Here is a 19146-nt window from a genome sequence, read left to right as displayed (position 1 = left end):
ATTAATACACCGACTGATTATTTTTTTTCATTGAAGGAGTGTCTTCTGGCCAATACGTTTCTGCAAGTTGTTTAACTTTAACTAAAAATTCATTACGTTTTTGGTCAAGTTCTGACATCGTTTGTCCTTGTGATGAAGATTCACATCCATTGACGACTTCATCATAAAGTTCTTGTGTTAATTCAGGAGCCAATAACTTAGTCCAAGGTTTTTTCAATGCAGGGCCAAATTGTTTTAACATATGACGCATACCGCCCTCACCACCAGCTAAATGGAAAGTCATAAACGGACCATATTGTGCATAACGTAATCCAGCTGCGTGGGTAAATGCTTTATCTACTTCTTCTGTAGTAGCGATGCCATCATTGACTATATGCAACGCTTCTCTCCATAAAGCCTCCATCAATCTGTCAGCCACATGTCCTTCTATTTCATGTCTCACATGTAGTACATCCATACCAATACTCTCGTAAATTGTTTCAGCTTTTTCAGTTGTTTCTTCTGTAGTTAGTTTACCAGGAACAATTTCAACTAAAGGTAAAATATACACAGGATGGAATGGGTGTGCTACCACTAGCCTTTCTGGATGTTGTAAATTCTTTTGTAATTCTGAAGGCATAATACCCGATGTACTAGAACCTATTATCGCATCAGGCTTTGCATAAAAATCTATCTCAGTTAATACTTGATCTTTTATCGATTCAATTTCTGGCACATTTTCTTGAATGTGATCTGCATCTTTAACTGCTTCTTCTAAATGAGGTGTGAACGTTAAGTTTTCTAAAGATGCATTTTCTGCTAAACCAAGTTGTTCGGCATATGGCCAATTTTGTTTCACTTGTTTCAACATACTTTCAAATGCTTTTTCACTCGGATCAGTCGCAATGACTTCATGTCCATGTGCTAACATTCTTGTAATCCAACCGCTACCGATTACACCTGTACCTACAACTGCAAACTTCATTTTGTACCTCCTTGTGGCGCTCTAAGCTGATACTTTTCACGCGCCTCTGCCGGTGTCATCGGCTCAATGTCTAAATCTTTAAGTATTGCTACTGCTTTTTCAACAAGTTGCTCGTTAGAAGCTTTTACACCTTTTGCTAAATATAAATTGTCCTCTAAACCAACACGAACATTACCACCACGTTTTGCTGCTTCCTCTACAGTTGGAAATTGCATTCTTCCAATACCAAATGCTGACCACTCTGCATTTTCAGGTATACGTGTTTTAAAATATTCTATCGTTTCTGTATCATTCTCAGCGCCCCATGGTATACCTAAACAGAATTGGAATAATGGCGTACCTTCTATAAGCCCTTCATTTATCAATTGTTTCGCAAAAGAAATATGGCCACTATCAAAGCACTCTAATTCTGGTTTAACACCTGCATCTTTGACCAATTGCGCTTGTTTCCTTAACCAATCTGCAGGGCTCAAATAAATAGCATCCCCCATGTTGACACTACCACAATCTAATGTACACATTTCAGGTAATAATGTGCCAACTGGTTCATGTCGCTCATCAGGGGTTTGCAAATCGGATCCTTTTTCTGCTTTATATGGATTATCAAGGCTCGGAATGAAATCTCCGCCTCCACCTGACGTAATATTGATAATGATATCTTCATCGGCAGCTCTAATTAGTCTTACTGCTTCTCTAAAAAACTCCACATTATGACTAATGCCCCCTGTTTCTGGATCCCTCGCATGAATATGTGCTACAGTAGCACCTGCCTTCGCACATTTAATTGCAGAATCAGCAATTTCTTGTGGTGTTACAGGGACATGCTTATTTTTATCTACAGTATCTCCAGCACCTGTCAATGCTGCTGTTAGCATAACTTTTTTCATTGTTATAAACCTCCAAGAGAGTTTTTAATACATCGGTTAGTGTACCAACTGGACGGTTTAGTTTCAAGCCTTTAGAGATTCAAAAAAAGGGATAATCAACTTTAAATTGTCGATTATCCCTTTAGCAACAGTATTTACCATAGCTTATTCATTTTATTATTTTTTTATAAATTACATAGGTTCAAAGAATAATTTAGTCATTTTTATCAATTTGAGTATATTCGGTCAACCTGTCCAAGACTTTTTCTCTCATCGATTCATCTAAATTATCTAAACCGAAAATTTCTGACAACCACAATCCATCAACTGCCAACCTAATTATTGTAGCGTCTACTTTATCTAGACCATCATTTTCAATATTATGTTGCCATTCTTTGTATGTGTCCTGTAATGGTAATAGTAAATTACTGTTTATGCCTTGGGCAGCAAGCATACCAGATGTAATCGAACCATTTTCAGCACGATGTTCACGAGTTGCTTCGATAAAAGCACGAACCCATTTACCATTCTTATTATTATCTTTTTCTACATGTTCATTAACATTGTTGCGATATAGTTCATCTGCATGATCAACAAGCCCTTGTATTAACGCAAATTTATTTTGAAAATGATACAATAAACCACCCTTACTGACACCAGCTTTTTTAGCAACAGCATCTAAAGTTAAATATTCACTACCTTGTTCATCCACGATAGTTGCAGCTGCCTGTAATAATTGTATCCGTTTGGAAACTCTTGGCATTCATACACCTTCTTTCTCAATGTACTATCTGACCTGTTGTCTCGTAGTATTTTATATTCGAGCAAACTATATACGATAAACACTAAAGTTGCAACTTTATTTTTCTATAACTTCTAAATTAAAGACATAGGTATATTATCATATTTTATAATATATTTTATTTTAAATACGTTGCCATGTCACTTGTAATAAGAAGGATAATTAAAGGCTGAGACACTAATTATGAGCCCCAGCCGTAGTATTTTACGCGTTTTAAAAATTATTTATCATTTATGCCTTTACCATCTAAAATATGATTTATATATTTCAACACGCGATCCTCACGCGTTGAAGCTCTTTTAGCCTGTCCAATGTAATACATATATTGTCTCTGTCTACCAGGAGTTAACTGATGAAATGCTTTTTCTAATTCCGGCCTTTCCTCAAATTTTGCTTGTAATTCTACTGGCATTTCGTAGTCTTTTGTTTCTTTCATTGGCACTTTTTCACCTGATTTTTCAATTCTTATGGCTTCTTCAATATACCATTTAATTTCTTCTCTACGTCTTTCGATATCTTCTAAACTTTCAAAGCGTAATTGTCTAGCTGCCTGGACATTTTTAGTTTGTTGAATCAACGTTTGATAAGGATCTTCCATAATTGTACCTTTTTCAAATAACAATGCACAATAGTGCTTGAAGTCTTGGACAATCACTACGTTTTTACCTTCTAATGTATAACAAGGGTGCATCCATTTATAATCCTCAACTAATTCCGTTTCTCTAATAATTTCACGCATCAATTTAAATTCATCTTGCCACTGTTTTAATCTATCGATAAATGCATCTACTTTTATATGATTTTGTTGATTTGTCATAACAATTGCACCTCATTATATTTTTCATTTATTTTCATTCTACTATAAAACGCTCTATTTCGGTTATTTTTATCTTTAAACCAAGTTTTCCGATTGATGTACTATGAATTAGGTGCATATTATGTTATGATTTTTTTATTATTTTTACAATTACATAGTATATAGAGGTGGTTGAATGCAACAAGCAACAAATTTAAAAAAAGTGTTAGGTCTTACAGATGTTTTGGGAATTGCGATTGGTCAAATTATCGGAGCTGGTGTCATGTCATTAACTGGTATTGGCATACAGATGACAGGTAGTGGTATAACACCAGCCTTCATTTTATCTGCTGTTATAACGTTACTGACTATGTTTCCAATTGCTATATTAGGTTCAACATTACCTACTACCGGAGGCATGTACCAATATACTAGTCGTTTATTGTCCCCTAAAACAGGTGTTTTTTGGCTGATGTTATTTATGTTTTTACAAATCACCTTATCCTTATATGCGCTATCATTTGCGCAATATTTAGAAGGCCTTTTTCCTGGTGTACCAGTTAGAACTGTCGCCTTCTCATTGTTAACTATTTTATTTATTGTGAATATCATTGGCATAAAGTCTGCATCAATTATAGGAAATTTGATGGTAATCACTTTAATTGTAGCTCTATCTTGTTTCATCATCTTTGGTATACCGCATGTTAATTTTGACGTATTTAATTCTAACTCAATGTTCCCAGATGGATTTACAGGATTCTTCACTGCTGTAGGTTTAGTTTCTTTCGCTACTGGTGGCGCACAGGTTGTTGCTGAATTAGGTGGAGAAATGAAAAATCCAAAAAGAGATATACCAATTGTTATAATTGTAGCTACTATTTTTGTTGGTATATTATATGCCTTTATTGCATCAATTGCAGTTGGTGTTTTACCGATTCCTGAAGTAGCAGGCAGACCTTTAACTAGCGTAGCAAAAGAAATACTACCTACTCCCATTTTTATTTTCTTTATGATTGGTGGCGCAATGTTTGCTTTAGCTACAACGCTTAACTCAACTTTTACTTGGGTAACTAAAAGTTTATTAATCGCAATTCATGACGGTTACTTGCCCAAATCCTTAGGACACGTGAACAAGCGATTTGGCACACCACATTGGTTACTACTTATTTTTTATATTATAGGTGCGCTACCTATCGTTACGGGTATGTCGCTAAATGTTGTTGCTCAATTAGGTACAGGCATATCATTAATAGTATTTGCGTTTCCTGCATTAGCTGTAACACAATTACCTAAAAAATATCCTGATGCCTATAAGCAATCACCTTTTAAAGTACCCTATCCAGTACTAATCGTTATAGCAATTACTGCTATAATTGTTTTACTATATCAGTCTTATTTATTAATATCTGATTTGAAAATTAGTTATATTATAGGTACTTTAATTTATATTCTACTTTCACTTGCTATTGCACAAATTTCAAATAGCAAAGCTAGTTTAAATATAAATGATATACATTTAAATACAACTCAACTTTCAGAAAAAACAAATTAACAAAATTATCTTTGATAGGAAGCAGATTAGAAATTATATAATTTCAATCTGCTTCCTTTTTTATATTGTACATTTAAAAAATATACCTTTATCTCCTGTATTTGTTTTACTTATTATTTAATATAAGCAAATTAATATGAAATAATACAACAATAATCACTTAACAATATTCAATTTTGTTACAATTATCTATAATCATTACAAATTAATCAAATGATGTTTCGTTTTTTGTAAGCGCTTTAAATTAGGGGAGGGGAAGTACTATGCAACAAGAGAGTATTTGGTTAACAATTGTAGGCCTAGTGATTATCATTTCTATTGTAGGCTTATTAATTGCGCAACGTATTAGTCCTGTAGTTGGTATGATTTTAATACCGAGTATTGGCGCATTACTTTTAGGATACAATGTTGGGGATTTAGTAAAATTTTTCAATAGTGGATTAGATCAAGTTATAAATGTTGTTATTATGTTTATTTTCGCTATTATATTCTTTGGTATAATGAGTGATAGTGGTTTATTTAAACCGCTTGTAAAAAGATTAATCCTACTTACTAGAGGTAACGTCATAGTAGTTTGTATCGTTACTGCTTTAATAGGTATCTTCGCACAACTTGATGGTGCTGGAGCAACAACTTTTTTATTATCTATCCCGGCATTATTACCACTTTATAAAGCGTTGAATATGAATCGGTATTTATTACTACTATTATTAGCACTAAGTGCTGCTATTATGAACATGGTACCTTGGGGCGGTCCTATGGCACGTACTGCTTCAGTGTTAAATGTCAAAAATGTCAATGAACTTTGGTACGGAATTATACCTATTCAATTAACAGGCTTTGCACTTGTACTGTTTTTTGCAGCTTATTTAGGACTTCGAGAGAAGGCTAGAATTAACAAAGCTATAAATAAAGGTGAAGTTAGAGACACACAACATTTAGATATTCATAAAATTGTGGATAATTACGAAAAAGATCAGGCAGTAAAATTTCCCGTACGTGGAACTGCCGTATCTAAACCATGGATTAATTGGGTTAATGGGTTACTAACGATTATAATTATCGTCATGATGTTAGCTAATATTGCACCACCAGAATTCGCTTTCATGATAGGTGTTGCAATCGCATTGGTAATCAATTTCCCAAATGTAGATGAACAAATGAGCCGTTTGAAAGCACACGCGCCCAATGCGTTAATGATGGCAGCTGTAATTTTAGCAGCAGGAATGTTTTTAGGCGTACTAAATAAAACTGGTATGCTAGAAGCAATAGCTTTAAACTTTATAGCTATTATTCCAGATGCAGTTGGTCCATATTTACATATTATTGTAGGTATTTTTGGTGTACCACTTGATTTACTCACGAGTACAGATGCTTATTATTTTGCTGTGCTTCCAATTGTAGAACAGACTGCTGGTCAATTTGGTGTCCCTGCTATATCTACAGCATACGCAATGATAATTGGTAATATCATCGGAACCTTTGTCAGCCCATTCTCACCAGCCTTATGGTTAGCAATTGGCCTTGCAGAGGCAAATATGGGGACATATATAAAATATGCCTTTTTCTGGATATGGGGATTTGCTATTATTATGTTAATTATCGCTGTATTGATCGGCGTGGTAGCAATCTAAAATTACTAATTTAAATTTGAACTTAAAATGGGGACAACTATCCAAGATATTAAGTAAAGCTTAGTATCGGATAGTTGTCCCCATTATTTATCTTTAAGTTAGTTGATTTAAACAATTTTTTGATTAATCATAAGTTATATACATGGTTAATTTTTACATGTTATTATTTATAATTCTTAAACCTGAGCTTTGTTAAATTTCGCGACATTTTTCAAACTAATGATTAATATAAAGGCTAATAACGCAATCGCCGCACTAAAGTAAGTTGTTGCAAAAACATCTACTTTTGAAACGACTAAGCCCCCTACTATACCACCTATACCAATACCTGCATTTAAGCTAGACATATTCCAACTCATGACTTGGCTCGTATCACCTTCTACATGTTCAATGACACCACTTTGTACAGCTGGATTTGTACTCCACTGCATGATATTCCAAATAAAGATAACCATCAATAATAGGCCTGTACCTGGTAAGAAAACATTTAAGATTAACATCATAACGATAAAAATGGTTGTCGCAATCGTTAACCAACGTTTACTTGTGAGTTTATCAGATAAGAATCCACCCATTGATGTCCCTATTACACCTGCTACACCATTAATCAACAATGCGATAGACACAAAGGATAAATCATGGCCACTTTTCAGCATCAATGGATTAATATAAATAAACGTCACTGAATTGGCAACGAGTAGTAAAAACGTTATACTCAAATATTTTACAATTTCTGCCGGTCTCAATATTTTAGAATAACTACTTGTACGTTGCGTTGTTTCTGTACCTGCTTTTGGCATTTCAAATTGTGGCTGTGGTACATAAAAGTACATTAGTATACCAACTAGCACACTGACTACGACGATAAATAAGAATGTATATCTCCATCCTACTAAGTCACCTATAATTGTCCCAATAGGCACACCAAATACATTAGCACCACTAAACCCTGAATAAACAATCCCAATCATTTTTCCACGGTGCTGTGGAGCTGTTAATAAAGCAGTTAATGCTAAGATTTTCACCACGATTAACGCTGCCGCAGCAGATGATAAAATACGTCCAAACACTAAGATTGAAAAATTAGGCGCCATAGCAATAATTACATTCCCTATAATAAAAATTGTTAACGCCCATAATAAGACTGGCCTCGGTGAAAAGCGATTAGTTAATTTTACTAAGATTGGACCGGCTATAGCAAATGTGATCGCATATAGAGTCACTAACTGACCCACTATCGCTTCTGATACATGCAAATCATTGCTCATTAAATTCATAATCCCAGCAACCATCATTTCAACCATACCTACTATAAATATACTTAAAATGAATGTTGCGATTCTCATCACTGACATAAATTCACTCCTCCCTTTAATAAATTTTTATTTTTACATAACCACTATATTATAAACCATTCGTCAACACGTTTGAATATTTTAAAATAACAATGGTTACCTATATATCGTCAGGTATTAAAATAACAATTCGTCTTTGTATCGTTAAAATTTAGAAGTTCAAAAAAACGCAAAAAATACCAACAAAACACGTAACTTTGTTGGTATTTCGCCTAATTTATAAATATGATAAGTAACCATTATCTTTCTTTCGTATGCATGTGGCGTCCGATCAGTTGATCTCGGTGATTAAAGAATTGTTTATAGCTTAGGTAAGTCGCAATTAAAGCTGACATAATCGTCGCAGTTGTATGGATAAATACAACCATTAACTGAAACTTCACTGCTTCTAATGGTGCAACGCCGCCTAATATCAAACCGGTCATCATACCAGGTATAGAGACAATACCATATGTTTTTACAGAATCAATCGTAGGTACAATTGCAGTTTTAATGCTGTTTCTAATAGTTGCCTTAGAGGATAACTTAGGGGTCGCGCCTAAAGCTAATTTAGCTTCTATTTGACTCATTTCTTTCACAAATTCTTTATCTAAATTTTGATAGGCTAAATTGATGGCTATCAGACCATTACTTCCTAACATACCTGCTATCGGTATAACTTCATTCGGTTTAAACTGTATCGCACCAGTTAAGATAACACCAACTAATGGCAAGGCAACACCAACGAATATGGACATAAATGAAATCCAAAACACATGATGCATGACTGGTGAAGCCCTACTTATTGTATTCCAAGAAGCGTTTATAATGATTATCAATACAAATATAAGCAGTAGCCACTTTTGATTAACACCAAAAATAAAATGTAAGAGATAACCCAATATGACCAGTTGTACCACTGCACGTAATGTAGCAACTAATAAATCTTTAATTATATGTAATTTTTCTTTATAAGAGACGATAATAGGAAATAGCAACAGAAGACCGGTTAATGCTAACGCAGTTGTACTCATGATAAATCATCCTCCTGTGCAATTCGACCTTTAACAATTCTAATTCTTTTTTTAAAGTGCCTAATACTTTGTTCATTACTATGAGTAATCCATAAAATAGAGACTCCTTCTTTAGCCATTTGAAAAATTAGTTTTTCAATTTTTTCACTATTTTGCTCATCTAGTGCACTAGTCGCCTCATCTAGTAATAGTATCTGTGGTTTGTACATTAACTGTCTTGCTATAGTTATTCTCTGTCTTTCACCACCGGATAAATGATTAACCCTTGTATTAAAATTGTAATGACCCAAACCTACAGACTTCAATAAATATTTTGCTCTTTTGCGATCAAATTTATCATTGCGCGCTTCTGCTGGAAAAGCTAAATTCTCTCCTATAGTTCTATCAAACAAGTCACTTTCTTGTAATAGATAACTAATTTTCATACGCAATGTTTCTGGATCAATCTGATTGTAAGGCTCACCGTTCAAATAAAGTTCACCTTCTGTAGGACTAATTAAATTATTAATCAAACGCATTAGTGTACTTTTCCCACTTCCTGAAGGACCTACAATCGCAATAGTGTCTCCTTGTTCAATTTTTAAAGAAATATTGTTGATGATGTCACGGTTATCAACATGATATGAAACATTTTTCAGTTCTAACATGCTAAGGCCTCCCTAATATTTGCTTTACTCACCATTATTCCCTAATAAATGATAGAAATAACCAGTTTCTACAAAAATATAAGTTAACAACTCATTATTAAAAATTATTTTAAGATAACAATAGCTATAAATGATATAAAATTATTTAAACTATGTAGTGTGATAGAAACAGCTAAATTCATGCCACTTTTTAGATAAACAAAGGCTAGACTGGCACCAATTATTATATAACTCCCTATTTCGAAAGGTGACGTGGCACCCATAACATGTACACTCGCGAAAAGGATTACAGACAGAACTGTAGCAAAACCATAGGTTATTTTTTTACCTAATTCATGAATAATTAAGTGTCTAAATAATAATTCTTCAATAAAAGGCGTTAAAATAACGATGTCTATAAACAACATTGGTAGCATCCAATTATTATTAAACAATTCTTCTAGTAACATTTGATTTTGAGTTTCTCCATATTGAAGAGATTCAGGCAAAAAATCTGTCATCCATTCATATCCAGTAATTAATAATAGTGAAACAATATAAGTCACCAAAATTATTAATAAATATTTTTGGGCTCTCTTAAAGCGCTTTATCGCAATCGGTATTAATCGATGTTTCTTATGTATTAAATAAAAACTTAGCAAAATAATAATTTCGGAGATTACGCTACCTATAATTATGTAATCATTGCCTACTACTTCATTTTTATTGTTAAGTAAAAATGAAAATTCAAATATTACAGCTAAGACAATTAAAGGTACAACTTGATTGAATAGTATATAAAAAGGAATAAGCCAGAAATCTCTTTTCACTATATGCTTATTCTGCCATTTATTTTTTTCTTGTATTGGTTCCGTTCTTTTTAACGTTGATTTGTCATTCATCAAGGCACCTTCCTTCATATTTATATATTATAAATATATCATGATTCAAATTACTTATATATGTTTTATAAAATTTTTAGTGTTATTTCATTTTTTATAACTTTAATATTAAGTGACTTTTTCTTTATCCGGTTATTTTATTGTAAAATGATCATTTTGTTGTAACATATAGTTAAATGGGGGGATGCTTTATGACAATATTAACCGTACTACAGTTTATTGTTAATATAATCATTGTTTTATTTCTAATAAGTGGGCTTATTATAGGAGCACTATTACTATTTAAAGATAAGCGTCAAAAACAACATAGCGTATTACGTAATTATCCTTTGTTAGCTAGAATACGTTATTTTGGTGAGAAAATAGGCCCGGAATTACGCCAATATCTTTTTTTGCCAGATACTAAGGGTAAACCTTTTTCTAGAAATGATTTCACTAATATCGTTTTAGCAGGCAAATACAATTCTAGAATGACAAGTTTCGGTACTCAACGTGATTATGAAGATGGCTTTTATATTCAAAACACTATGTTTCCATTACAATCATCAGAATTACACATTGACCAATCACCTATGATATCTTCTTTTATTTATCAGATAGACAATGAACGTCTATTTGATCGTGATGAGCATAGAATTAAAACAGAAATTGACCCTTATTATTTATCAGATGATAATCAAATTATTCTCGGACCAGATCTTGAACAACCTTTCAAATTAAAACGTTTGGTTGGCCAATCTGGTATGAGTTATGGTGCGCTAGGTAGTCATGCAATCACTGCCCTTTCCAAAGGTTTAGGACAAGCTGGCACTTGGATGAATACTGGGGAAGGTGGACTATCAAAACACCATCTTTCTGGTGACGTAGATATTATTTTCCAAATTGGACCAGGTCTATTCGGAGTCCGTGATAAAGAAGGCAATTTTGATACAGACGCCTTTAGAGATTTATCACAGCATCCACGAGTTAAAGCTTTTGAAATCAAATTAGCTCAAGGTGCTAAAACAAGAGGCGGTCATATGCAAGGTAATAAAGTCACTGAAGAAATTGCAGAAATTCGTAAAGTTGAACCATGGAAGACGATAAATTCACCTAATCGTTTTGATCAAATCGATAATCCCGTTGCATTACTTTCTTGGGTACATCAATTACAGGAACTTGGTCAAAAACCTGTTGGTTTTAAAATTGTAATTAGTAAGGTCTCAGAGATAGAAGAGTTAGTACGAACAATGGTTGACACACAACAATACCCAAACTTTATAACCATAGATGGTGGTGAAGGCGGAACTGGCGCAACTTTCCAAGAATTAGAAGATGGTGTAGGTTTACCCCTTTTTACAGCACTACCTATACTCACTTCTTTACTAGAAAAGTACGGCATTCGAGATCGCATTAAAATATTCGCTTCAGGCAAGCTAATCACACCCGATAAGATTGCAATTGCGCTTGGTTTAGGTGCCGATTTAATCAACATAGCTCGTGGCATGATGATTAGCGTAGGTTGTATTATGAGTCAACAATGTCACATGAACACTTGCCCTGTAGGCGTTGCCACAACAGACCCCAAAAGAGAAAAAGGCCTAATTATTGATGAGAAAAAATACCGTGTGACTAACTTTGTAACAAGTTTGCATGAAGGTTTATTTAATATTGCAGCTGCGGTTGGTGTTGAATCACCGACACAAATTACTAAAGATCATATTATTATCAAAAATAATGATGGCAGTATTCAATCTATCCAAGACTATAAATTAAAACTAATTGAGCATGAATAAAAATTAAAAAACACTATGACAAGCTTTTCTAATTGCTGTCATAGTGTTTTTATTTTTAACTGTTTAGTTGATTTATTTTGTCAGTAATTAATGTTTCTATTTCATTCTGTTCATCTTTTAATGGATTGAACTCAAGTTGAACTTCATTAATAAATACTGTTGGAATACCTTTAATACCACGTTTAAATGTTTCTTCATTAATTGCTAATGAACGTTCGTCCGCTTCTTTGTTAGGTGTTAAGTTAAATGTTTGAGTCATTTTTTCTTCAATTGCAGTAAAACTCTTTTTCCATTCATCTTGCGTATCGTATAAGTCGCGTATAACTTCTATCGTTTCATTAACTTTTTGATAATCTAAATGTATATTAGCAACTGTTCCTTTTAGTAAGGCTTGCTTAGTTTTATCAAAATGTTTAATCACATGTTGCACTTTACCTGCATCAATAAATGGTTTAAGTGCCTTGTCTGCAGCTCTAAAATAGTTCTTACAATATGGACATGCAAAATTAATAAAAGATTCGACTTGAATTGGTGCTTCATTTGAACCCAATGTAAGATAATTAACTTTTGTCATTTTAACCCCTCCACTTTATCTAATGTATTTATTGAAACACGATTGTTTGTTTATTGCACACTTTTAGTCTTAGTGAATTAGTATGATTTATTTTTATATTTATACAGTTCTTATCAATTTCCATTTAAATCAAATGACTATATGCTATTAATCTTAAAATGGTAAAATATGTCTATAAATCAAACTTGGGAGGGTTAATATGAATCAATCAGTACAACTATTAAAAACTTTAACTGATGTCGACGGCATCGCAGGTCATGAAATGAAAGTGAAGGCTTTAATGCATGATTATTTGGCACCAGTAAGTGACGAAATCGTAGAAGACAATCTTGGAGGAATTTTTGGTAAAAAATCCGCAACAAATGGTAACAAGACATTGATGGTTGCTGGGCATTTAGACGAGATTGGTTTCATCGTTACTAAAATTGATAATGATGGATTTTTAAAATTCACTCCAATTGGAGGTTGGTGGAATCAAGTCATGTTGTCACAAAAAGTTACTGTCACAACAGACAAAGGTAAGAAAATCAGAGGCATTATCGGTTCTAAACCACCGCACGTACTATCACCTGAAGAACGTAAAAAAACGATTGATATGAAAGAAATGTTTATAGATATTGGTGTTAAAAGTAAAAAAGAAGCCGAGCAATTCGGTATTGAAATTGGAAATATGATTACGCCATATAGTGAATTTGAAACATTAGCTAACAACAAATATTTAACTGCAAAAGCATTTGATAATCGCTATGGATGTGCACTTGCTGTTGATGTGTTACAACAATTAAAAAATGAAACCATCGATGTCAATTTAGTCGCTGGTGCAAATGTTCAAGAAGAAGTTGGCCTACGTGGTGCTAAAGTTGCTGCTAATAAAATCAAACCCGACTTAGCTATCGCTGTTGACGTTGCAATTGCATATGACACACCAGGAATGTCTGGACAAGTGAGTGATACAGCTATTGGTAATGGACCTGTTGTCATTATTATGGATGCTTCTAATATCGGCCATGTTGGCTTTACCAAACATATTAAAGAGGTAGCTAAGAAACACAACATTTCTATTCAATTAGATACTACAGCTGGTGGCGGTACTGATGCTGGTAGTATACATGTTGCGAATGAAGGCATACCAACTGTTTCTATCGGTGTCGCCTTACGTTATATGCATTCAAATGTGTCGGTACTACACACAGATGATTACAAGAATTCAGTTGCACTTGTGACTGAAATTGTTAAATCTCTAAATGATGACGTTGTAGAAGAAATTATTTGGTAATCTTTCTAACATATCTTGAGTAATTTTATTTAACTAATTTTTATATGTTAATAATCACACACTACGTAAAAATGCATAATACAATTAGCATATCAGCAGGGCTTTAAACTACTGCCAATTTATGCTTAATAAGAGAGGCTGAGACAATGTCTCCGACTTTGTTGGCATTTTTTTATGCACGCTTTCCGCGGGCAATGCCTTAGCCTGTAGTCTTCGGCTAGTGCTATTCCCGCAGGAGTCGGCATAAACCACTGCCAACATGACAAAAAAATTATGATAATATATGTAAATTAAACAGTGATGGTGTTTATGTTGAATATATAAGATTGGTGGATATAGTAAAAAACAATATAAAATGCGAAGTCAAACAGTAGAGAGAAGCTTTGATGATGCAAAAGTGCAGCGTGGTATGCGATGAACGAGGTATAGAAGCCATGACAAAGTTTCCATGGATATCACACTGATTTGTGCTGACATGAATCTTAAAAAAGCGTAATGTGGCTAATAAAAGGACCATTAATGGTCTGAAAGATTACTACTATTTTGAAAAATTTATTTAAAATAGAAAATAAACAAACCTTTCGCATTGATTCGCGAAGGGTTTGTCAACGTTCTAAGAGAGGCTGAGACAAAATATTTGTCTCAGCCTCTCTCTTTTATACATTATTTTTATTTAGTCGTATTTTTCCAACTATCATCACTTAACATTTCACCAGGCCATGTATAAGCCATTACCCCACCATCAATAGTAATCGTCTCACCAGTAATAAATGAACTATCGTCTGAAGCTAGAAACGCAACAAGTTTCCCAACTTCTTCTGGTGTTCCTAATCTACCTAAAGGTGTAACCCATTTTTGATTTTCTCTAAATGCTTTACCAGATTCTTCCTCAGCAGTCCCAGTCAATTTATCGACAAGTGGCGTTTCAATAGTACCTGGTGCAATCGCATTCGCTCTAATATTCTCACGTCCATATTCAATTGCAGTTGAACGCGTGAAATTAATTACGCCACCTTTTGCAGCATTATATCCTGAACGATTTAAATCTGCTGCTAAACCTGAGAATGACGCCGTATTAATAATAGAACCACCTTCATCCATCATTAAAGGTAAGAAAAACTTAGTCATTAAAAATGTCCCTCTCAGATCAACTCCCATTATCTTATCAAAGACTTCTACAGGATATTCATGTATCCTACCAGCAGCATTATCAACCCCCGCATTATTAAAGAGTACATCGATTGTTGAAAATTTTTCTTTAATAGCTTCTACAAATCGTTCTACAGCATGTTCATCTGAAATATCAACAGTATAACCTGAAGCTTTATACCCTGCATTATTAATTTCTTTAACGGTATCGTGTACTTTTTCTGAGATATCTACTGCTATAACATGAGCACCTTCTTTAGCTAAAACATGTGCGGTAGCAGCCCCAATACCTGTGCTAACACCTGTTAATATAGCTACTTTATCTTCTAATCTTCCCATAATTACTCACAACTCCTTTTCTAAAATTACTTTCCTTCTTAAGACATAACAGTTATACAGTTCCTTTTTTAATTGCCTGCGAAACTTCATTTAATAGGATTTTTAAATAAAAACGTTTACAGCATTTAATTTGTTCAACTATTTAAATTGTCAAAATTTTCATTTAATTATTAACTTTAATTTGTTATACTTTCGACAACTTAATTGGGAGGTAAGGATTATGTCATTAAATTCAAAAGAAAAACCAACGCTTATCAATAGATTTTTAAACATAGTAGAAAAAATTGGGAACAGATTACCTGACCCTAGTATTTTATTTTTCTTAATGTGCTTAGGTCTCGCCGTATTAACTTGGATTATTTCATTTTTCTCTATCACGGTTAAACATCCCGGAAGCGGTGATACCATTGCAATTAAAAGTATTTTAAGTAGCGATGGCTTATCAATGATATTGAATGATGCTATTAAGAATTTTTCTGAATTTCCCGCACTAGGTCTCGTATTAGCAGTCATGCTTGGTATTGGCGTATCGGAAAAAACAGGTTACTTTGATAAATTGATGATACAAGTCGTACATAAAGCGCCAAAGAAAATTATAATTCCGGTAATTATATTAGTCGGTATCTTAGGTAATGCTGCTGGTGATGCCGCTACTATCGTGTTACCACCACTTACTGCCATGGTATTTATTAAATTAGGTTACCATCCTATTGCTGGATTAGCTATGGCTTATGCATCAGCACTTGGTGGTTTCTCGGCTAATGTCATGATTGGTATGTCCGATGCTTTACTTTATGCTTTTACAGAGCCTGCAGCAAAAATAGTTTCTGATAATGTACACGTAAACGTCGCAATGAATTGGTACTTTATAGCTGCTAGTATTATCGTTTTATTACCATCTGTATATTGGGTAACCATGCGATTTGTCATTCCTAGACTTGGAACGTATGATACATCCAACTCAGATATTAAAGTTGATGAAGAAAATAAAGGACTAACACCTGAAGAAAATAAAGCAGTTTTTTGGGCAAACATAAGCTTCTTCGCAATGATTGCTTTACTCATTCTTTTAGCAATCCCACAGAACAGTTTTCTAAGAAATGCTAAAACAGGTAGCTTACTTAATGATGCACCGATTATTAATGGCGTAGGTTTGATTATTTTAGTCTTATTTTTAGTACCTGGTTTAGTATATGGAATCAAAATGAAAGTATTTCATAACTCTAAAGACTTAGGTAAAATGTTAGCTGATTCTATGGGATCGATGGGGTCCTTTATTGTTATAGTATTCTTTGCAGCGCAACTACTAGCATTCCTAGAGTGGAGTAATCTCGGTGTTATTGTTGCTGTTAAAGGAGCTTCATTGCTCCAAGGGCAAAATGGAATTGTGTTAATTTTAGGTATTATCATATTAAGTGGGCTCATTAACCTATTGATAGGGAGTGCATCGGCTAAATGGGGAATTTTGGCACCTATTTTCATACCAATGTTAATGCTTGTCGGATTTCACCCCGCGTTTACACAAATGCTTTATAGAATTGGTGATTCCATCAGTAATCCGATTACTCCAATGATGCCATATTTACCACTACTATTATCTTATGCGCAAAAATATGACAAGCATATGAAATTAGGTTCTTTACTTTCAAGTTTAATGCCTTATACCATCATTTTAAGCATTGTTTGGCCATTGTTTATGATTATTTGGTATTTGTTAGGTTGGCCATTAGGTCCTGGTGGTCCGTTAGATATGAAATAATACTTAAAAATTTCCACACATAAGAGACAAATCTTTCAGTATAAATTTGACTGTCCGATTCGTCTCTTTTATGTTACACATTGTAATTTATACGATTTATTTCAAATTATTTTCTATTGAGCAGCATGAAAATAATTAGTAACAAATTATTATATTTAATGTAATATAATCTTAAGAAATGGGTAAATAAAATAGAACAATATAAATTACCTCATTAAATATTTTAGGAGGCATTATGGAACGTATAGGATTAATTGATATCGGATCAAATACCATTAGATTGGTTATTTTCGAATTTGATAAAAAAACAGGATTAAATGAATTATTAAATATAAAAACACCCGCAAGGCTAAGTCAGTATCTAACTGAAGATTTAGCAATGAGCGACGATGGAATCAATGTGTTAACTGAAACCTTAAGTAGCTTTAAAAAAGTAGCAGACAAATTCGAAGTTGATGCATTGCATCCCGTAGCTACTGCAGCAATCAGACAATCAACAAACAGAGATAAAATCATCGAAAAAATAAAAAAAGAACTTAATATCAAAATTAAAATTATTAACGATCAAGAAGAAGCATTTTATGGATTTTATGCTATTACACATACTACAGACATTAATGATGGTGTTTCTGTTGATATTGGTGGTGGTTCAACAGAAGTTACACTTTTTAAAGATAAGAGGCTAATAGAATCGCATAGTTTCCCTTTCGGAGTCGTTACTTTACAACGCAAATTTTTCGATGGCAAAGATCATAACGACAAATCTGCAATTAAAGATATGGAAAAATTCTTATCTAAACAATTTGATCAATTACCATGGATAAAAAATCAAGAAGTTGCACTTGTAGGTATTGGTGGTTCTGCTCGTAACGTAGCACGAATTCATCAGTCAGAACACTCGTACCCTATCGGCGGTGTGCACAATTATACAATGTCTGAAAAAGATATTGATGAAGTATATACAATCATTAAAAAGAGTTCACGTGATGATTTAAAGGATATTGATGGACTAAGTAGAGACCGTGTGGATATTATACTGCCAGCCGTAGCAGTCTTTAATACTCTATTTAATAAAATAGATGCTACTCAATTTACATTCTCTCGAAAGGGTCTTCGTGAAGGCTATGCCATGAATGTTATAGGCGAACGCCACCCTGAAGAATTTAAAAAAGAAAATATTAGAACGGATGCTTTGTATCATTTAGCGAATGAATACGGTATCGAAGAAACTAGCGCTAACCAACGCGTAAAATTAGCACAATCACTCTTAGAGCAATTAATAAAATGGGATAAAATTGAAGTTTCAGAAAAAGAAAAATCTTTATTTGCTGAGGGGGCATACTTGTATTATCTAGGTAGATTTATTGATGCGGACTCTAGTTCGCCACATACCTATTATATTATTGCCAATTCAATGATAGATGGCTTCAAGCACGAAGATCGTGTCAAATTAGCGTTGCTCGCAAGTTTTAAAAATAAGTCGCTATTAAAATTCTTTAGTCATGAAACAAAATGGCTTCGCGGTAAGGAACTAGATAATATTCAATCCCTAGGAGGCATTATAAAATTCGTTAATGCACTTAATATTTCTCACACAAGTGCAGTTGAGCGCTTAAATCTTAAACATGAAAATGATGGTTATACCCTATACGTTTACTATAATGGCGCGCCCATCGCTGAAGAATATCAAGCGCATAGACAAAAGAAACATATCGATAAAATATTAAAGGAAAATGTTTCTATAATCTTTACAAAATCTTAAAA

The 19146-nt window shown here is 33.6% G+C and carries 16 protein-coding genes; 6 read left to right on the top strand and 10 right to left on the bottom strand.

What is annotated here, in order from left to right:
* Position 1: 1 nt before the first annotated feature.
* The 4 genes from ACM591_RS03585 to ACM591_RS03570 form a co-directional block, all read right to left on the bottom strand.
* The gene (locus ACM591_RS03585; RefSeq protein ID WP_029378317.1) at positions 2-964 is read right to left on the bottom strand and encodes a 3-hydroxyacyl-CoA dehydrogenase NAD-binding domain-containing protein; all 963 of its coding nucleotides are present in this window, start codon (positions 962-964) and stop codon (positions 2-4) included.
* Positions 961-1851 (bottom strand): 3-keto-5-aminohexanoate cleavage protein, encoded by an 891-nt coding sequence (locus tag ACM591_RS03580; RefSeq protein WP_029378316.1) that lies wholly within the window; start codon positions 1849-1851, stop codon positions 961-963. The genes ACM591_RS03585 and ACM591_RS03580 overlap by 4 nt, the downstream gene beginning before the upstream one ends.
* Positions 1852-2044: 193 nt before the next feature.
* The gene (locus ACM591_RS03575) at positions 2045-2593 is read right to left on the bottom strand and encodes a TetR/AcrR family transcriptional regulator (protein ID WP_029378315.1); all 549 of its coding nucleotides are present in this window, start codon (positions 2591-2593) and stop codon (positions 2045-2047) included.
* Between the two features lie 259 nt (positions 2594-2852).
* Complete coding sequence (locus ACM591_RS03570; protein WP_029378314.1) at positions 2853-3449, bottom strand: YdeI/OmpD-associated family protein; 597 nt, start codon at positions 3447-3449, stop codon at positions 2853-2855.
* Positions 3450-3624: 175 nt separating this feature from the next.
* On the opposite strand from ACM591_RS03570, the gene ACM591_RS03565 reads away from it, so the two are divergent.
* Entirely contained in the window at positions 3625-4980 is a 1356-nt protein-coding gene (locus ACM591_RS03565) for an APC family permease (protein ID WP_029378313.1), read from the top strand.
* 263 nt (positions 4981-5243) lie between these two features.
* Complete coding sequence (locus ACM591_RS03560; protein WP_029378312.1) at positions 5244-6614, top strand: CitMHS family transporter; 1371 nt, start codon at positions 5244-5246, stop codon at positions 6612-6614.
* A 176-nt stretch (positions 6615-6790) separates the two neighbouring features.
* On the opposite strand, the gene ACM591_RS03555 is transcribed toward ACM591_RS03560, so the two are convergent.
* The 4 genes from ACM591_RS03555 to ACM591_RS03540 all read right to left on the bottom strand — a co-directional run bounded on the left by ACM591_RS03555 (position 6791) and on the right by ACM591_RS03540 (position 10510).
* Entirely contained in the window at positions 6791-7969 is a 1179-nt protein-coding gene (locus ACM591_RS03555; RefSeq protein ID WP_029378311.1) for an MFS transporter, read from the bottom strand.
* A 239-nt stretch (positions 7970-8208) separates the two neighbouring features.
* Entirely contained in the window at positions 8209-8982 is a 774-nt protein-coding gene (locus ACM591_RS03550; protein ID WP_029378310.1) for an ABC transporter permease, read from the bottom strand.
* Positions 8979-9629, bottom strand: a complete 651-nt coding sequence (locus tag ACM591_RS03545) for an ABC transporter ATP-binding protein (protein WP_029378309.1) — start codon at positions 9627-9629, stop codon at positions 8979-8981. The genes ACM591_RS03550 and ACM591_RS03545 overlap by 4 nt, the downstream gene beginning before the upstream one ends.
* Positions 9630-9733: 104 nt before the next feature.
* Positions 9734-10510, bottom strand: coding sequence for a CPBP family intramembrane glutamic endopeptidase (locus ACM591_RS03540; protein WP_029378308.1), 777 nt, complete (start codon positions 10508-10510; stop codon positions 9734-9736).
* Between the two features lie 191 nt (positions 10511-10701).
* Between ACM591_RS03540 and ACM591_RS03535 the strand changes: the two genes are divergently transcribed.
* Complete coding sequence (locus ACM591_RS03535; protein WP_326009211.1) at positions 10702-12285, top strand: FMN-binding glutamate synthase family protein; 1584 nt, start codon at positions 10702-10704, stop codon at positions 12283-12285.
* Positions 12286-12340: 55 nt separating this feature from the next.
* Here the strand turns inward: ACM591_RS03535 and ACM591_RS03530 are convergent, their stop codons facing one another.
* Complete coding sequence (locus tag ACM591_RS03530; RefSeq protein WP_029378306.1) at positions 12341-12859, bottom strand: thioredoxin domain-containing protein; 519 nt, start codon at positions 12857-12859, stop codon at positions 12341-12343.
* 199 nt (positions 12860-13058) lie between these two features.
* Between ACM591_RS03530 and ACM591_RS03525 the strand changes: the two genes are divergently transcribed.
* A complete protein-coding gene (locus ACM591_RS03525) occupies positions 13059-14135 on the top strand; it encodes a M42 family metallopeptidase (RefSeq protein WP_029378305.1) in 1077 nt (358 codons plus the stop codon).
* Positions 14136-14804: 669 nt separating this feature from the next.
* Here ACM591_RS03525 and ACM591_RS03520 read toward each other — a convergent pair.
* Entirely contained in the window at positions 14805-15623 is an 819-nt protein-coding gene (locus ACM591_RS03520; protein WP_029378304.1) for an SDR family oxidoreductase, read from the bottom strand.
* 220 nt (positions 15624-15843) lie between these two features.
* On the opposite strand from ACM591_RS03520, the gene ACM591_RS03515 reads away from it, so the two are divergent.
* Both ACM591_RS03515 and ppx read left to right on the top strand, forming a co-directional pair.
* On the top strand, positions 15844-17382 hold the full coding sequence (locus ACM591_RS03515; protein ID WP_029378303.1) for an AbgT family transporter: 1539 nt from the start codon (positions 15844-15846) through the stop codon (positions 17380-17382).
* Positions 17383-17614: 232 nt separating this feature from the next.
* Positions 17615-19144 carry an exopolyphosphatase gene (gene ppx, locus ACM591_RS03510; RefSeq protein WP_217972582.1) on the top strand — a complete coding sequence of 510 codons (1530 nt, stop codon included), beginning with the start codon at positions 17615-17617 and terminating at the stop codon, positions 19142-19144.
* Positions 19145-19146: the final 2 nt, after the last annotated feature.

It is taken from the genome of Staphylococcus sp. Ze2, from assembly GCF_048568365.1.
GTDB classification, from domain to species: Bacteria; Bacillota; Bacilli; order Staphylococcales; family Staphylococcaceae; genus Staphylococcus; species Staphylococcus xylosus.
This window is presented reverse-complemented; position numbering and strand designations above follow the sequence as displayed.